General features: G+C 69.7%; 12 protein-coding genes and 1 pseudogene. 8 read left to right on the forward strand and 5 right to left on the reverse strand.

The genetic code is table 11. The features are described 5' to 3' along the window. The first annotated feature begins 66 nt into the window (after positions 1–66). The 3 genes from OG453_RS25935 (at position 67) to OG453_RS25945 (ending at position 1,824) form a co-directional block, all read left to right on the forward strand. On the forward strand, positions 67–294 hold the full coding sequence (locus tag OG453_RS25935; RefSeq protein ID WP_266870899.1) for a hypothetical protein: 228 nt from the start codon (positions 67–69) through the stop codon (positions 292–294). Positions 295–303: 9 nt separating this feature from the next. Then, positions 304–792, forward strand: a complete 489-nt coding sequence (locus tag OG453_RS25940) for an HIT family protein (RefSeq protein WP_266870900.1) — start codon at positions 304–306, stop codon at positions 790–792. 156 nt (positions 793–948) lie between these two features. After that, on the forward strand, positions 949–1,824 hold the full coding sequence (locus tag OG453_RS25945) for an SGNH/GDSL hydrolase family protein (RefSeq protein WP_266870902.1): 876 nt from the start codon (positions 949–951) through the stop codon (positions 1,822–1,824). 27 nt (positions 1,825–1,851) lie between these two features. Here OG453_RS25945 and OG453_RS25950 read toward each other — a convergent pair. After that, a pseudogene (locus tag OG453_RS25950) lies at positions 1,852–2,796 on the reverse strand (glycoside hydrolase family 16 protein); the annotation flags it as partial. 179 nt (positions 2,797–2,975) lie between these two features. On the opposite strand from OG453_RS25950, the gene OG453_RS25955 reads away from it, so the two are divergent. The 5 genes from OG453_RS25955 to OG453_RS25975 all read left to right on the forward strand — a co-directional run bounded on the left by OG453_RS25955 (position 2,976) and on the right by OG453_RS25975 (position 7,604). After that, positions 2,976–3,902 carry an NAD(P)-binding domain-containing protein gene (locus OG453_RS25955; RefSeq protein WP_323178669.1) on the forward strand — a complete coding sequence of 309 codons (927 nt, stop codon included), beginning with the start codon at positions 2,976–2,978 and terminating at the stop codon, positions 3,900–3,902. A 70-nt stretch (positions 3,903–3,972) separates the two neighbouring features. Beyond that, positions 3,973–4,335 (forward strand): VOC family protein, encoded by a 363-nt coding sequence (locus tag OG453_RS25960; RefSeq protein ID WP_266870906.1) that lies wholly within the window; start codon positions 3,973–3,975, stop codon positions 4,333–4,335. Positions 4,336–4,392: 57 nt separating this feature from the next. Further along, positions 4,393–4,785, forward strand: a complete 393-nt coding sequence (locus OG453_RS25965; protein WP_266870908.1) for a MerR family transcriptional regulator — start codon at positions 4,393–4,395, stop codon at positions 4,783–4,785. 25 nt (positions 4,786–4,810) lie between these two features. Next, entirely contained in the window at positions 4,811–5,155 is a 345-nt protein-coding gene (gene trxA, locus OG453_RS25970) for a thioredoxin (RefSeq protein WP_323178670.1), read from the forward strand. Between the two features lie 196 nt (positions 5,156–5,351). Next, positions 5,352–7,604 carry an AAA family ATPase gene (locus OG453_RS25975; protein ID WP_266870909.1) on the forward strand — a complete coding sequence of 751 codons (2,253 nt, stop codon included), beginning with the start codon at positions 5,352–5,354 and terminating at the stop codon, positions 7,602–7,604. 12 nt (positions 7,605–7,616) lie between these two features. Here OG453_RS25975 and glgB read toward each other — a convergent pair whose 3' ends face one another. The 4 genes from glgB to OG453_RS25995 form a co-directional block, all read right to left on the reverse strand. Further along, a complete protein-coding gene (gene glgB / locus OG453_RS25980) occupies positions 7,617–9,905 on the reverse strand; it encodes a 1,4-alpha-glucan branching enzyme (RefSeq protein ID WP_266870910.1) in 2,289 nt (762 codons plus the stop codon). 25 nt (positions 9,906–9,930) lie between these two features. Next, positions 9,931–11,358 carry a maltokinase gene (locus OG453_RS25985; RefSeq protein WP_266870911.1) on the reverse strand — a complete coding sequence of 476 codons (1,428 nt, stop codon included), beginning with the start codon at positions 11,356–11,358 and terminating at the stop codon, positions 9,931–9,933. 136 nt (positions 11,359–11,494) lie between these two features. Next, positions 11,495–13,195: a maltose alpha-D-glucosyltransferase gene (gene treS / locus OG453_RS25990; RefSeq protein WP_266870912.1), complete on the reverse strand. Its 1,701-nt coding sequence runs from the start codon at positions 13,193–13,195 to the stop codon at positions 11,495–11,497. Next, positions 13,192–15,360, reverse strand: coding sequence for an alpha-1,4-glucan--maltose-1-phosphate maltosyltransferase (locus tag OG453_RS25995; RefSeq protein ID WP_266870913.1), 2,169 nt, complete (start codon positions 15,358–15,360; stop codon positions 13,192–13,194). Before OG453_RS25995 ends, treS begins: the two co-directional genes overlap by 4 nt. Positions 15,361–15,401 lie beyond the last annotated feature (41 nt).

Consider the following 15,401-nt stretch of genomic DNA (forward strand, 5'->3'; position numbering starts at 1 on the left):
GGGCATCGATACGATCCATGGCAGCGGTGCTCGACCGGCGCCGTTGTCACGGGGAAAGGAAAGTCGATGGCGCCCAAGCCGAAGCGTGCAGTCATAGGGGAGATGTGGATCAGGTGTCTGGTCTGCCAGGGGGATCTGTTCCGGGACCGGGAGGTCAAACTCAACAGTTCCGGGATGGAGTTCATGAACCTGGCCTGGGCCAATGAGTCCGCCACGGGCCTGATCTGCTGGCAGTGCGGGCACGTCCAGCTCTTCGTCAACCGGGAGCTTCGGATGTACAAGGCGGACAAGTGACGGGGTGTCATGACGGATCGTCATGACGAGGCGGCGTGCGTCGCCTGCCGCCTTGCCGACGGCAGCGTGCCCCTGCCCGGCGGCACGCTGCTGCGCACGGCGCACTGGACCGTCGAGCACTGCGTGGGGCCCCTCGGTGTCGGCACCCTCATCGTCAAACCGCTGCGGCACCTCACCGGCGTACACGAGCTCGGCGGCGAAGAGGCCGCCGAGCTCGGTCCGTTGCTCGGGCGGGTGACCGCCGCCGTGCGCACCGTGGTCGGTGCCGAGTGCGAGCAGGTGTACGTGTGCCTGTGGTCGCACAGGGGGCGGGTGCCCGGCCACATCCACTTCGTTGTGCAGCCCGCTCGTACGTCCGACATCGATCGGTACGGGAATGTGTACGGGCCCGAGCTGCAGATGGCGATGTTCGGCCAGGGGGCGGAGCCGGACGCGGGGGCGGTGGAGGAGTTCTGCGGGCGGGTGCGGCGTGTGCTGGGTGAGGTTTCCGCCATCTAGGTGGACGTGTGCGTGGACTGTTGACCGTTATTCAAACCTGCCAGTAACTTCAGCGTTGCACTACTGAAACACCCGCCACGGCCGGGCCGTTGGTGCATGTGGCTCGCTCTTCCTTCTCTGGGACTGACCCCCCATCGGATTCAAAGGAGACTCCAGATGGTGATCCGCCGTGCCCTCGCGCTGCGCCTGGCAGCCGCCCTCTCCGGAACCCTCGCCCTGGGGCTCGCCGCCCCGGCGCAGGCCGTCGCTTCCGAACCCCTCGACTACGTCGCCCTCGGCGACAGCTTCAGCGCCGCGTCCGGCGTGCTGCCGCTCGACCTTTCCGCCCCGCTCCTGTGCGCGCGGTCCACAGCCAACTACCCGAACGTCGTCGCCGAGCGCACCGGCGCCCAGCTCACCGACGTGACCTGCGGCGGAGCCCAGACCAAGCACTTCACCGAGTCGCAGTACCCCGGCGTCGCCCCGCAGCTGGACGCGGTCGACGCCGACACCGACCTCGTGACGCTGACCATCGGCGGCAACGACAACAACACCTTCATCAACGCGATCGTCGCCTGCGGCACCGCCGGTGTGCTCTCCGGCGGCAAGGGCAGCCCGTGCAAGGACGCCAACGGGGACAGCTTCGCGAAGCAGATCGACGCCAATACGTATCCGGCGCTCAAGGCCTCCCTGAGTGCCGTCAAGGCCAAGGCGCCGCAGGCCCGCGTCGCGATCCTCGGCTACCCGTGGATCATGCCGGCCAAGGCGGACCCGAGCTGCTTCGCCAAGATGCCGGTGGCCGAGGGCGACGTGCCCTATCTGCGGGAACTCCAGACCCACTTGAACAAGGCCGTTCAGCGCGCCGCCTCCGAGACGGGTGCCACGTACGTCGACATGGCCGCCGCATCGGAGGGGCGCGACGCCTGTGCGCCGCGCGGGACCCGCTGGATCGAGCCGATGCTCTTCGGCACCAACTTCGTGCCGGTGCACCCCAATGCCCTCGGTGAGGCGGGCATGGCCAAGCAGGCGATCGGCGCGCTGAACCTCAAGTGACCGCGCGCGGCGGCGAGTCGGCTACGGGCGCGTCCACACCGCGACGTAGTCGACCGCCATCGCGTGTCCCGGATCCGTCTGCGCCACCGGTGTCGCCCGGCCCGCGACGCCGTCGGGGAACGCCCCGCCCATCGCCACGTTCAGCAGGATGAAGTACCCCGCGTGGTCCGTCATGTCGGACCACGTCGCGGCCGAGAAGCGGTCCTGGCTCAGGGAGTGGAACTGCTCGCCGTCCACGTACCAGCGCAGCTGGTTCGGGCTCGTCGAGCGGTCCCATTCGAAGCGGTACGTGTGGTAAGCCGACTGGCAACTCGCCCCGGGGCAGGCGCGGTTGGCGCCCAGGCCCTGGGTCTCGTTGCAGTCGCCCCCGGGATTCACCCCGCAGTGCAGGACGCCCCAGACCGAGTTGATGCCGTTCACGTTCTCCATGACGTCGAACTCGCCGATCGACGGCCAGTTCTGGTAGTTGCCCCGGTAGGGCGCGCCGAGGGCCCAGAAGGCCGGCCAGTAGCCGAGCGCGCTCTCGCCGGTGACGTCCGGCATCTGGATGCGGCCCTCGATGGCGAGCGTGCCGCCCTCGGGTGCCTTGAAGTCGGCGCGTTTGGTCTCGATGCGGGCCGAAGTCCAGTTGCCCGCGCCGTCCTTGCGCGGGGTGATCCGCAGGTTGCCGTTTCCGTCGAGGGCGAGGTTGTCGGGGGAGTCGGTATACGACTGGATCTCTCCCGTGCCCCAATTCGCCGGGCCTCCCGGGTAGTTGTGGCCGATATCGATCTGCCAGTTGTCGGCGGACGGCGGGGCGCCCGCGCCGCCGTTGAAGTCGTCGCTCCACTCCAGCGACCAGCCGGGTCCGGGCGGCGGCACGTCGCCGCGTGCCGTGCCGGGCGTCATCAGTGCGGCCAGCAGGCCTACCGCGGCCAGGCCCGCCAAGACGGGGGCGGTGCGGCTCGTGCGATGGATGCGTTTGGTGCTCATGGAACACCTCCGTGGGGGGAGTGCGCGTGACGGTGAGAGCGCTCTCAGGGTTTTGTAGTTGCAGGCATGCGGGGCGTCAATGGGCGGCGCGCCTTCAACTTCTTGCTTACCTTTTGGTAAGTACCTGACTAATTAGTCGGTACTTGTGGGGAGTTGGGCGCCCGTCAAGCATGGTCGGCATGACGAATCAGAGCCAGCAGGCCTCTTCTTCCACTTCTTCTTCCGCTTTTTCTTCCGTGACCGTTCTCGGCCTCGGCGCCATGGGGCGGGCCCTTGCCGGCGCCTTCCTTGCGGTCGGGCATCCCACCACCGTCTGGAACCGCACGCCCGGCAAGGGCGATGATGTGGTCGCTCGGGGCGCGACCAGGGCCGCCACCGCCGCCGATGCGGTCCGGGCCTCGGACGTGGTGGTGGTCTGCCTACATGATTACGAGGTCTCGCAGGCCGTACTCGGCCCGATCGCCGCGGAGTTCTCCGGACGCGTCCTCGTCAATCTCACATCGGACACCCCGGATCGCTCGCGGGAAGCCGCCGCCTGGGCCGCCGAGCACGGGATCGACTATCTGGACGGCGCCATCATGGTGCCGGTGACGATGATCGGCACCGCCGCCGCGCTGCTCTTCCACAGTGGTCCGAGGTCCGTGTTCGAGCGGCACGAGGGCACGCTCAAGGCGCTCGGCGGCAAGACCGTCTACCTCGGCGACGATCACGGACTCGCCGCTGTCTACGACAACGCGCTGCTCGACTTCTTCTGGACCAGCATGTACGGGCTCGTGCACGCCTTCGCGCTGGCCGGTGCGGACGGGGTCAAGGGCGCGGAACTGGCCCCCTACATCAGCGACCTCCTCCCGATCTTCCCGCCGGCCGTCGAGGGGACGGGAGTGCAGGTCGACTCCGGCGACTATCCGGGCGAGCAGGCCCCCCTGGTCACGGAGGCCGCCAATGTCGACCACATCATCCATGCCTCTGAGCAACGGGGCCTGGACGTGCGAGCCCTGAACGGCATCAAGGCCGCCCTGGACGTGGCCATCGGCAAGGGGTACGGCGCGAACGGCTGGACGGCCGTCATCGAAGCCATCCGCCCCGCCGCCGCGCAGGCCCGCTGACCGACAGGCGGGACCCGGCCCCGGCGGCGTACGGTGAAGAGGACGGCAGTCACAGGGCAGGAGCCGCACCATGGCCGGTGAACCCAGCTTCTTCGAGATCGGTGTCGAGGACGCGGAGCGCGGGCGGGCCTTCTACGGCGAGCTGCTCGGCTGGTCCTTCGTGCCGGGGCCGTCCGGGCACGGGTATGTGATCGACACCCCGGGTGTGCCCGGCGGCATGCACGGCGTCGACCCGGGGGCCTCGCCGTATCTCTTCTTCAAGGTCGACGACCTGGACACCGCCCTGGCGCGGGTGATCGAGCTGGGCGGCACCGTCGAGGCGCCCATCGGTGCGGACAGCGAGGAGTCGGACGCGGCCTTCGGGCGGTTCCGGCTCTGCCGGGACGACCAGGGCTCCGTCTTCGGACTGCATCAGCCGCCGCCCGCCGGCTGAGGTCTCGCGGAGCTCGCGCTGGCCTTGACGCCCACGTCAAGGATTACCGTCGTGGACATGCGCATCGGCGAACTTGCGGAGCGGGCGGGCACCACCACGCGGACGCTTCGATACTACGAGTCACGGGGGCTGCTGCCCGCACGTCGCAGCGGCAATGGCTACCGCACCTACGACGAGGACGACGTACGCCTCCTTGAGCAGATCAGGACCCTGCAGGACTTCGGGTTCGATCTGGAGGAGACGCGGCCCTTCGTGGAGTGTCTGCGGTCCGGTCATCCGGCGGGTGACTCCTGTCCCGCCTCGCTCGATGTGTACCGCCGCAAGCTCGGTGAACTCGACGCGCTGATCGCCGAGTTGAGTGCGGTGCGGGAACAGGTCGGTGCGCAGCTCGTGCGGGCCGAGGCGGCGGTTCCGGGGGGTCCGGAGCCCCGTTGCGAAGTGTCGGGATGAAGTGACGGGATGGGGAGCGGGGAGCATGTCCAATTTCAAGGTGGCGGGCGTGGACCAGGTGACGGACGCGGACTTCGAGGGGGAGGTCCTGAAGTCGGATGTGCCGGTGCTCGTGGAGTTCGGCGCGGAGTGGTGCGGGCCGTGCCGGCAGCTCGGTCCCGTGCTCGGTGAGATCTCGCGCGAGGAGGCGGACCGGCTGAAGGTCGTGCAGCTGGACGTGGACCACAACCCGCGGACGGCGATCGCGTACAACGTGCTTTCGGTGCCGTCGCTGCTGGTGTTCCGGGGTGGTGAGCCGGTGAAGCAGATGGTCGGCGCGCGGCCCAAGCGCAGGCTCCTGGCCGAGCTGGCCGAGGCCGAGGTGCTCTGACCCCGGCGCACACAGGCGCCGGTGCACACAGGCCCCGGCGGACGCAGCAGAGTGCGGACAAAGAAATACCCCGGACGAATTGACGTCCGGGGTATTTCTCTGCGTATATTGGATTCTTTCGCGAAGCCCTGCCCAATTGGGCATAACGGCATCACGAGAACCTGTATAAGAGCACTGTAACTGGCGAGGGGCTGAATTGTCAACCGAGGAATTGCGGGAAGAGCAGCAATTCGTCTCCGGGCTGTATGCGCGCCTCGACGCGCTGCGCGAGGAGGCCGAGTCCGCCGTGCAGGCGTCGTTGTCGCAGGTGGGCAACGGTCTGCAGGCGCGCCTTGAGCGCGATGTCATGGTGGCCGAGCAGTCCGGTCTGCTGGCCGCGTTCAACTCGGGGGAGAACGGACTGTGCTTCGGGCGGCTTGAATTCCGCGACGGCCGTGATCACCACATCGGGCGCATCGGAATCCGCGCGTCCGACACCGAACGCACCCCGCTCGTGATCGACTGGCGTGCCGATGTCGCACGCCCCTTCTATCTCGCGACCGGTCATGTGCCGATGGGTCTGCGCAGGCGCCGGCACATCACCACCGAGGGCCGCGAGGTCACGGCCCTGCACGACGAGATCCTCGATCTCAGCGACACCACCCGTACCGGGTACGAGGGCGCGGACGCCGACGAGGTGCTGCTCGCCGCGCTCGACTCGGCGCGCACGGGCCGGATGCACGACATCGTGCAGACCATCCAGGCCGAGCAGGACCGCATCATCCGCGCCCCGCACCGCGGCGTCCTCGTCGTCGAGGGCGGCCCCGGCACCGGCAAGACGGTCGTGGCGCTGCACCGCGCGGCGTTCCTCCTTTACGCGCACCGTGAGCTGCTCGCCAAGCGCGCGGTCCTGATCGTCGGCCCGAACCCGGCCTTCCTCGGCTACATCAGCGAGGTCCTGCCCGCGCTCGGCGAGACGGGAGTCCTCCTGTCGACCGTAGGCGAGCTGTTCCCCGGCGTGACCGCCACCGGCGTCGAGGGACCCGAGGCCGCCGAGGTGAAGGGCCGCGCGGAGATGGCGGACGTGCTCGCCGCCGCCCTGCGCGACCGGCAGCAACTCCCCGAGCCCGGCGCCCCGTTGATCATCCGGCACGACGACGGCGATCTGATCCTGGACTGGACGATCGCCCAGGAGGCGCGGGACGCGGCGCGCGACGCGGACGTGCCGCACAACCTCGGCCGCCCGCACTTCGCCTTCCACGTCATCGACTCCCTCACCGCCCAGCTCGCCGAACGCATCGGCGCCGACCCCTACGGCGGTCCCAACTTCCTGGGCCCCGACGACATCGCCCAGCTCGGCAAGGCGATCGCCGCGAGCCCCGAAGTGCACGCCGCCATCGAGGAGTTGTGGCCGACGCTCACCCCGCAGGGCTTCCTCGCCGACTTCCTGGAGGAGCCCACGCCGCACCTTTCGGAGGACGACGCACGGCTTGTCCGGCGTCCGCGCGCCGCCGCCTGGACGGCCGCCGACGTCCCGCTGCTCGACGAGGCAGCCGAGCTGCTCGGCAGCGACGACAGCGCGGCGCGGGCGATGGCGGAGGCCGAGCGGGCCAAGCAGATCGCTTACGCGCAGGGCGTGCTGGACGTCTCGTACGCATCACGTACGTACGAATTCGAGGACAAGGACGACGAGGAGTCCGAGGTCCTGCTCGCGCACGACATCATCGACGCCGAGCGGATGGCCGAGCGCCAGGAGGAGGCCGACCACCGCAGCGCCGCCGAGCGCGCGGCCGCCGACCGCACCTGGGCCTTCGGGCACATCATCGTCGACGAGGCGCAGGAGCTCTCGGCGATGGCATGGCGGCTGCTCATGCGGCGCTGCCCGACCCGTTCGATGACGCTGGTCGGCGACCCCGCGCAGACGGCGGAGGCGGGCGGCTGCGGCTCATGGGAGCGAATCCTGACGCCGTACGTCGATGACCGCTGGGAGTACACCCGGCTCGGGGTCAACTACCGCACCCCCGTGGAGATCATGGACGTGGCGGCCGAGGTGCCGCGGGCCGCCGGCGACCCGGACTTCCGGCCGCCGAGCTCGGTGCGCTCCACGGGCGTGCGCCCGTGGGCCCTTGCCACCGAGGACCTGCCCGCCGCCCTCGCGGACGCGGTCGCCGCCGAGAGCGGGGACGAGGGCCGCCTCGCGGTCATCGCACCGCGCGAACGTCATGCCGAACTCGCTGCCGTATTGCCCGGCGTGGCCGCCGGCGAGTTGCCCGACCTGACCCGCCCGGTCGTCCTGCTCGACCCGCGCCAGGCGAAGGGCCTGGAGTTCGACACGGTGCTCGTGGTCGAGCCCGCGCGCTATGGGACGAGTGACCTGTACGTCGCCCTGACCCGGGCCACGCAGCGGCTCGGCATCCTGCACACGGAGGGGCTTCCCGCGGGGATCGAGGGGGTGTTGGAGACGCGGTAGGCCGTCGTGGGGTCACACCGGGCGCAGCCACACCGTAGCCAGCGGCGGCAGTGTCAGCATCAGTGATGCGGGGCGGCTGTGGGATGCCACCGGCTCCGGCTTCACCGGGTCGGGGTTGGTGACGTCGCCGCCGCCGTACAGCGCGGCGTCCGTGTTCAGGACCTCGCGCCAGGCGGCGATCTCGTCGGGGACGCCGAGCCGGTACTCGTGCCGGACGACGGGCGAGAAGTGCGAGACGGCAAGGAGGGGCGAGCCGTCCTTGTCGTAGCGCAGGAAGGCGAAGACGTTGTCCTCCGCCGCGTCGCCCTCGACCCAGGCGAAGCCGCCGGGGTCCGTGTCCCGCTGCCACAGGGACGGCTCACGGCGGTAGACGGTGTTCAAGTCGCGTACGAGGTCGCGCACGCCCCGGTGGTCGGCCTCCGCGCCGTACGCCGGGTCGAGCAGCCACCAGTCCGGGCCATGGCTCTCCGCCCACTCGGCGCCCTGCGCGAACTCCTGCCCCATGAAGAGGAGTTGCTTGCCGGGGTGGGCCCACATGAAGCCCAGGTACGCGCGGTGGTTGGCGCGCTGCTGCCACCAGTCGCCCGGCATCTTCGACACCAACGACCCTTTTCCGTGCACGACTTCGTCGTGCGAGATCGGCAGGACGTAGTTCTCGCTGTAGGCGTACACCATCGAGAACGTCATCTCGTTGTGGTGGTACTTGCGGTGCACCGGCTCATGGCTCACATAGCCGAGCGAGTCGTGCATCCATCCCATGTTCCACTTCAGGCCGAAGCCGAGCCCGCCGAAGCCGCCCGGGCCCAGATGGTGCGTCGCACGGGTCACGCCGTCCCAGGCCGTGGACTCCTCCGCGATCGTGACGACGCCGGGCGCGCGGCGGTAGACCGTTGCGTTCATCTCCTGGAGGAAGGCCACCGCGTCCAGATTCTCCCGGCCGCCGTGCTCGTTCGGGGTCCACTCGCCGTTCTCGCGCGAGTAGTCCAGATAGAGCATCGAGGCGACGGCGTCGACGCGCAGGCCGTCGATGTGGAACTCCTCGCACCAGTAACTGGCATTGGCGACAAGGAAGTTGCGCACCTCCTTGCGGCCGAAGTCGAATTCAAGCGTCCCCCAGTCGGGGTGCGCGGCACGGGATGGGTCCTCGTGCTCGTACAGGGTGCGCCCGTCAAACTCCGCCAGCGCCCAGTCGTCGCGCGGGAAGTGCGCGGGCACCCAGTCCATCAGGACGCCGATCCCGGCGCGGTGCAGCGCGTCGACCAGGTGCTTGAAGTCGTCGGGGGTGCCGAGCCGGGCCGTCGGCGCGTAGAACCCCGTCACCTGATAGCCCCAGGACCCGCCGAAGGGATGCTCGGCGACGGGCATCAGCTCGACGTGCGTGAACCCCAGATCGGCGACGTACGCGGGCAACTGTTCGGCGAGCTGGCGATACGTCAGCCCCGGCCGCCACGAGGCGAGATGAACCTCGTATGCGGAGAACGGCGCCTCGTGCACCGGCAGTTCGGCACGGCGTGCGAGCCACTCGTCGTCGTGCCACTCGTGGTGCGACTCGTACACGATCGAGGAGTTCGCCGGCGGCTCCTCCGTGCGGCGCGCGAGGGGGTCGGCGCGCAGCGTCTTCGAGCCGTCGGGCCGGGTGATCTCGTACTTGTACAGCTCGCCCTCGCCGACGGACGGCACGAAGAGCTCCCACACACCGCTGCCGCCGAGCGAACGCATCGCGAAGCCCGTGCCGTCCCAGAAGTTGAAGTTCCCCACCACGCGCACGCCACGGGCGTTGGGCGCCCACACCGTGAAGCGGGTCCCGGTCGCCCCCTCGTGCACCATCGGGCGCGCCCCGAGCGCCTGCCACAGCTGCTCGTGCCGCCCCTCGCCGATCAGATGCAGATCGAGCTCGCCGAGCGCGGGCAGGAAGCGGTACGCGTCATGGATCTCCAGCTCGGCTTCCGCGTACGTGATGTGCAGCCGGTAGTCGTCGGGGATCTCCCGCAGCGGAAGCACCCCGGAGAAGAACCCCTCGCCGTCGTCGTGCAGTTCGGCCCGCAGGTCCCTGGCCACCACCGTGACGGACAGCGCGTACGGCCGCAGCGCGCGGAACGCTATGCCGTCGCGCACCGTGTGCGCGCCGAGCACGGCGTGCGGATCGTGGTGCGTGCCGCTCAGGAGGCGCTCGCGGTCGGCCTCGGGGACGGGTGACGTGGGGCGCTTCGTCTTCTTCCGCGGAGCCTGCTGCCCCGCCTTGCGCCTGCTCTTCTCGGTGGCCTCGTCGGACGGTTTGCGCGGCTGGGGGCGGGGGGTCACGGGGAGGCCTCCTCGGAGAGGGCGGTCATGGGGCTTCGGTGGCGGGGCCGTTCGTTGCGGGGCCGTTCATGGCGAGGCGGTGGACGGCGGCGAGCGGGACGGGCAGCCAGTCCGGGCGGTGGCGGGCCTCGTAGAGCACTTCGTAGACCGCCTTGTCCGTCTCGTAGGCGCGCAGGGCGACCGGATCGGTGCGCGGGTCGCGGCCTGACACCTCGGCGTATCCCGTGCAGTACGCGGCCCGGCACTCGCCAGCCCATTGGGGCGACCAGGGCTCGGCCGACCGTGCCGCGTAGTCGAAGGAACGCAGCATGCCCGCCACGTCGCGCACCGCGGGCTGCGGCAGCCTGCGCTCGGCGAGCGGACGCGAGGGCTCGCCCTCGAAGTCGATCAGCGACCAGTCCCCGGAGGGTGAGCGCAGGAACTGCCCCAAGTGCAGGTCGCCGTGGATGCGTTGGGCCGTCCAGAGCGTCCCGTCGGCGGCCAGACCGGCGAGCGCCTCGAAGGCGGTGTGCAGGGCCTTCGCGTACGGAAGCAGCGCGGGCACCGCCCCGGCCGCCGCCTCGAGGCGCTCCGCCATGCCCTCGGCGATCAGCTCCACCTGGGCGCGGCCTAGCGTGACGGTGGGCAGCGCACGGGCCAGCGCCAGGTGTACGTCGGCGGTCGCACGACCCAGCGCCCGCGCCTCGCCCTGGAAATCCTCACCCTTGGCGAGCTCGCGCAGCGCGAGGTCCCAGCCGTCCGTCGTGCCCCTCAGATAGGGCTGCAGCACGCCGAGCACGTTCACGTCGTCCGGCAGATCCGCGAGGAACCAGGCGGCGGGCGCGGGGACCTGGGCGCAGCCCTCGCGGGCGAGCGTCAGCGGCAGCTCCAGATCCGGATTGAGGCCGGGGACGATGCGGCGGAACAGCTTGAGGATGTACGTGTCGCCGTACACCAGCGAGGAGTTGGACTGCTCGGCGGCAAGCACGCGCGGCACGAGACCCTCGTCGATGTCCATGCGCGGGTCGCGCTCGAAGCGCAGCTTGCCGACGCGCGCCCGCATCCGCAGGGCCTCCATCAGGAACTCGGCCATACGCGGGTCCTGCAGCGCCTCATAGACGGTGAACCCGGCGAGCGGCCCCGCCGTCACATGGCCGATCAGCGCGGGCGCGAGCCGCGGCGGCAGCTCGCGCCGCACGCCGAGCAGCAGCTGATAGCAGTCGGCGGGCGGTGCGGCGGCGGCCCCGCCCTGCCCCGGGATCCGCGGCTGGTCCACCCGCACCAGGAGGTGCAGCAGGCCCGACCGGGCGGTGGGCGGCAGCAGTTCGGTCGCCGTGACCAGGTGGAAGCCGGAGATCGGACGGCCCTTGCCCGCGAACCAGCGCTGCCTCGGCAGCCAGCCGCGCAGGAGCGGATCGAGCGAGGCGAGCAGCGCGTCCGTGGTGATGCCCGGGCGGGTGACGGCTTCCGACATGGCGTCGCGTCCTTTCCGCGGTGCGGACAAGGGAGAGTGCGTGGGTGCCGGTCGTGCGGGAGTGCCGGTTGTGCGGGGAGAGTGCCCAGGGCGGGGCGGTGGAAACCGCCCCGCGCAGGTGTCGCAGAGGTGGAGCCTACGCCGGGTCCTTGCGCAGCCGGAACCAGTAGAAGCCGTGTCCCGCCAGTGTCAGCAGGTAGGGCAGCTCGCCGATGGCCGGGAAGCGCACCCCGCCGATGAGTTCGACCGGGTGGCGGCCGTTGAAGGACTGCAGATCGAGTTCGGTGGGCTGGGCGAAGCGGGAGAAGTTGTGCACGCACAGCACCAGGTCGTCCTTGTACTCGCGCAGGAACGCGATCACGGCCGGGTTGGACGACGGCAGTTCGGTGTACGAGCCGAGGCCGAAGGCGGGGTTCTGTTTGCGGATCTCGATCATCCGGCGGGTCCAGTGCAGCAGCGAGGCCGGGGAGGACATGGACGCCTCGACGTTGGTGACCTGGTAGCCGTAGACCGGATCCATGATGGTGGGCAGGTAGAGCCGTCCGGGGTCGCAGGAGGAGAAGCCGGCGTTGCGGTCGGGGGTCCACTGCATGGGGGTGCGCACCGCGTCGCGGTCGCCGAGCCAGATGTTGTCGCCCATGCCGATCTCGTCGCCGTAGTAGAGGATCGGTGATCCGGGCAGCGAGAGGAGCAGGGCGGTGAAGAGTTCGATCTGGTTGCGGTCGTTGTCCAGCAGGGGGGCCAGGCGGCGGCGGATGCCGATGTTGGCGCGCATGCGCGGGTCTTTGGCGTATTCCGCGTACATGTAGTCGCGTTCTTCGTCGGTGACCATTTCGAGGGTGAGCTCGTCGTGGTTGCGCAGGAAGACGCCCCACTGGCAGCCGGAGGGGATGGCGGGGGTCTTGGCGAGGATTTCGGAGACCGGGTAACGCGATTCGCGGCGGACGGCCATGAAGATGCGGGGCATGACGGGGAAGTGGAAGGCCATGTGGCATTCGTCGCCACCGGCGGTGTAGTCGCCGAAGTAGTCGACGACGTCTTCGGGCCACTGGTTGGCCTCGGCGAGCAGCACGGTGTCGGGGTAGTGGGCGTCGATTTCGGCGCGTACGCGTTTGAGGAGTCGGTGTGAGCGGGGGAGGTTTTCGCAGTTGGTGCCCTCTTCGGCGAAGAGGTAGGGCACGGCGTCCAGGCGGAAACCGTCGATGCCCAGGTCGAGCCAGAACCGCAGGGCGGAGATGATCTCTTCCTGGACGGCCGGGTTCTCGTAGTTGAGGTCGGGCTGGTGGGAGAAGAAGCGGTGCCAGTAGTACTGCTTGCGCACCGGGTCGAAGGTCCAGTTGGAGGCTTCGGTGTCGACGAAGATGATGCGGGCGTCGCGGTACTGCTTGTCGTCGTCGGCCCAGACGTAGTAGTCGCCGTAGGGTCCGTCGGGGTCGCTCCTGGAGGCCTGGAACCAGGGGTGCTGGTCGCTGGTGTGGTTCATGACGAAGTCGATGATCACGCGCATGCCGCGCTGGTGCGCGCAGTCCACGAACTCCACGAAGTCGGCCAGGTCGCCGAACTCGGGGAGCACGGCGGTGTAGTCGGAGACGTCGTAACCGCCGTCGCGCAGCGGGGACTTGAAGAACGGCGGGAGCCACAGGCAGTCCACGCCGAGCCACTGCAGATAGTCCAGTTTGGCGGTGATGCCCTTGAGGTCGCCGATGCCGTCGCCGTTGCTGTCCTGGAAGGAACGGACCAGGACCTCGTAGAACACGGCGCGTTTGAACCACTCGGGGTCGCGGTCCTTCGCGGGTGTGTCCTCGAAGGTGTCCTGGACGGGCTCATTGATGATCATGGTGTGGGTGACCCTCCGATCAACGGTGAGGACGGTCGCAGGACCCTGCTGTGCTCTCCCGGGGGACAACCCCCGGACCCCCGGCCGACAAGCAACACGTGCGCGCCGCCCGGGCCAAGACGCACATAGTTGGTCCTGCCCCAGTGGTAGGTCTCGCCGGTGAGCTCGTCGCGCACCGGCACGGTCTCGTGCCAGTCGAGGCCGAGTTCCGGCATGTCCAACGAGACCGTCGCCTCCTGGGTGTGGTGGGGGTCGAGGTTGGCGACCACCAGAACCGTGTTCGATCCGTCCGGGTCGTCAGGGTCCCTGACCGTCTTCGAGTACGCGATCACCGCCTCCTGATCGGCGGAGTGGAAGTGCAGGTCACGCAGTTGGCGCAGGGCGGGGTTGGCGCGCCGTACGCGGTTCAGCGTGCTGATGAGGGGTGCGATGGTGGAGCCGGAACGTGCCACCGACTGCCAGTCCCGCGGCCGCAGTTGGTACTTCTCCGAGTTCAGATACTCCTCGCTGTCGGCCCGTAATGGGGCGTTCTCGCACAGTTCGTATCCGCTGTAGACGCCCCACGTCGGCGAGAGGGTTGCGGCGAGCACGGCGCGCACCTCGAAGGCGGGGCGGCCGCCGTCCTGGAGGTAGGCGTGCAGGATGTCGGGGGTGTTGACGAAGAAGTTCGGCCGCAGGTAATGCGCGGTCTCGCCCGACAACTCCCTTAGGTAGTCGGTCAGTTCACCCTTCTCGTTGCGCCAGGTGAAGTACGTGTACGACTGCTGGAAGCCGATCGCCGCGAGGGTGCGCAGCATCGCGGGGCGCGTGAACGCCTCCGCCAGGAAGATGACGTCCGGGTCGGTTCGCCTGATGTCGATGAGCACCTCGTCCCAGAAGAGGACGGGCTTGGTGTGCGGATTGTCGACGCGGAAGATACGCACGCCGTGGTCCATCCAGAACCGCAGCAGACGTACGGTCTCGGCGACCAGCCCCGGCATGTCGCGGTCGAAGGCGAGGGGATAGATGTCCTGGTACTTCTTCGGCGGGTTCTCGGCGTACGCGATGGTGCCGTCGGCGCGGTGCGCGAACCACTCCGGGTGCTTCTCCACCCAGGGGTGGTCGGGGGAACACTGCAGCGCGAAATCCAGGGCGACTTCGAGCCCCAGGCCGGCGGCCCGGCGTACGAAGGCGTCGAAGTCGTCGAGCGTGCCGAGGTCGGGGTGGACCGCGTCGTGGCCGCCCTCCGGGGAGCCGATGGCCCAGGGCACGCCGACGTCGTGCGGGCCGGGGGAGAGGGAGTTGTTGGGCCCTTTGCGGAAGGTGGTCCCGATGGGATGGATCGGCGGCAGATAGACGACGTCGAAGCCCATATCGGCGATCGCGGGCAGCCGCTCGGCCGCTGTGCGGAAGGTCCCCGAGACCGGGGGCTCGCCCTCGCGCACGACGGCACCTTCCGACCGAGGGAAGAACTCGTACCAAGAACCGAAGAGTGCCCGCTCCCGCTCCACGAGCAGTGGCAGCGGCTCCGACTCCGTGACGAGCTCACGGAGCGGATACCGGGCGAGGACCGCGTCGACCTCCGGGGTCAGTGCGGCGGCGAGCCGGGCCGCGACGGGGCGTTCGGTGTCGCGCAGGGCCTCGGCGGCGGTGCACAGGGTGGCGCGGCGGCCCTTGCTGATTGGGGCTCCGGCGGCGGCGCGTTCGTGGAGGCGTGCGCCTTCCTCCAGGACGAGTTCGGTGTCGATGCCCGCCGGTATCTTGATCTGCGCGTGGTGCCGCCACTGCGTGACGGGGTCGCCCCACGCCTCGACGCGAAACGTCCAGTTCCCGGGCGCGTCCGGTGTGACGTCCGCGCCCCACCGGTCGGTGCCGGGGGCCAGCTCGCGCATCGGCGTCCAGGGGCCCGCGCGCCCCTCGGGGTCGCGCAGCACGGCATTGGCGGCGACCGCCTCGTGCCCTTCGCGGAATACGGTGGCGGTGACCTGGAAGGTCTCACCGACCACGGCCTTGGCGGGCCTGCGCCCGCCGTGCACCTGCGGCGCGATGTCGAGCACCGGTATGCGGCCGGGCGGCGCGTCCTCCTGTGGGACCGGGTCCTGCTGTGCCGCCGGGTCCTCCCGGCTCTTGGGCACCTTCTTGGGGGCCTTGGCCGAAGCCTTCGCAGGCGGGCGGGTTGAGGGCATGACCACTCCTGTCCGCGTTACGTGAGTGGGGCGGATACGGG

It is taken from the genome of Streptomyces sp. NBC_01381 (assembly GCF_026340305.1).
GTDB lineage: Bacteria > Actinomycetota > Actinomycetes > Streptomycetales > Streptomycetaceae > Streptomyces.

Bases quoted from the DNA above. Each gene is read 5' to 3' on its own strand.
- OG453_RS25945 (WP_266870902.1), top strand. From the start codon at position 949: ATGGTGATCCGCCGTGCCCTCGCGCTGCGCCTGGCAGCCGCCCTCTCC.
- OG453_RS25935 (WP_266870899.1), top strand. From the start codon at position 67: ATGGCGCCCAAGCCGAAGCGTGCAGTCATAGGGGAGATGTGGATCAGG.
- OG453_RS25940 (WP_266870900.1), top strand. From the start codon at position 304: ATGACGGATCGTCATGACGAGGCGGCGTGCGTCGCCTGCCGCCTTGCC.
- OG453_RS25960 (WP_266870906.1), top strand. From the start codon at position 3,973: ATGGCCGGTGAACCCAGCTTCTTCGAGATCGGTGTCGAGGACGCGGAG.
- OG453_RS25985 (WP_266870911.1), bottom strand. From the start codon at position 11,358: ATGTCGGAAGCCGTCACCCGCCCGGGCATCACCACGGACGCGCTGCTC.
- treS (WP_266870912.1), bottom strand. From the start codon at position 13,195: ATGATCATCAATGAGCCCGTCCAGGACACCTTCGAGGACACACCCGCG.
- OG453_RS25995 (WP_266870913.1), bottom strand. From the start codon at position 15,360: ATGCCCTCAACCCGCCCGCCTGCGAAGGCTTCGGCCAAGGCCCCCAAG.
- OG453_RS25955 (WP_323178669.1), top strand. From the start codon at position 2,976: ATGACGAATCAGAGCCAGCAGGCCTCTTCTTCCACTTCTTCTTCCGCT.
- trxA (WP_323178670.1), top strand. From the start codon at position 4,811: ATGTCCAATTTCAAGGTGGCGGGCGTGGACCAGGTGACGGACGCGGAC.
- OG453_RS25965 (WP_266870908.1), top strand. From the start codon at position 4,393: ATGCGCATCGGCGAACTTGCGGAGCGGGCGGGCACCACCACGCGGACG.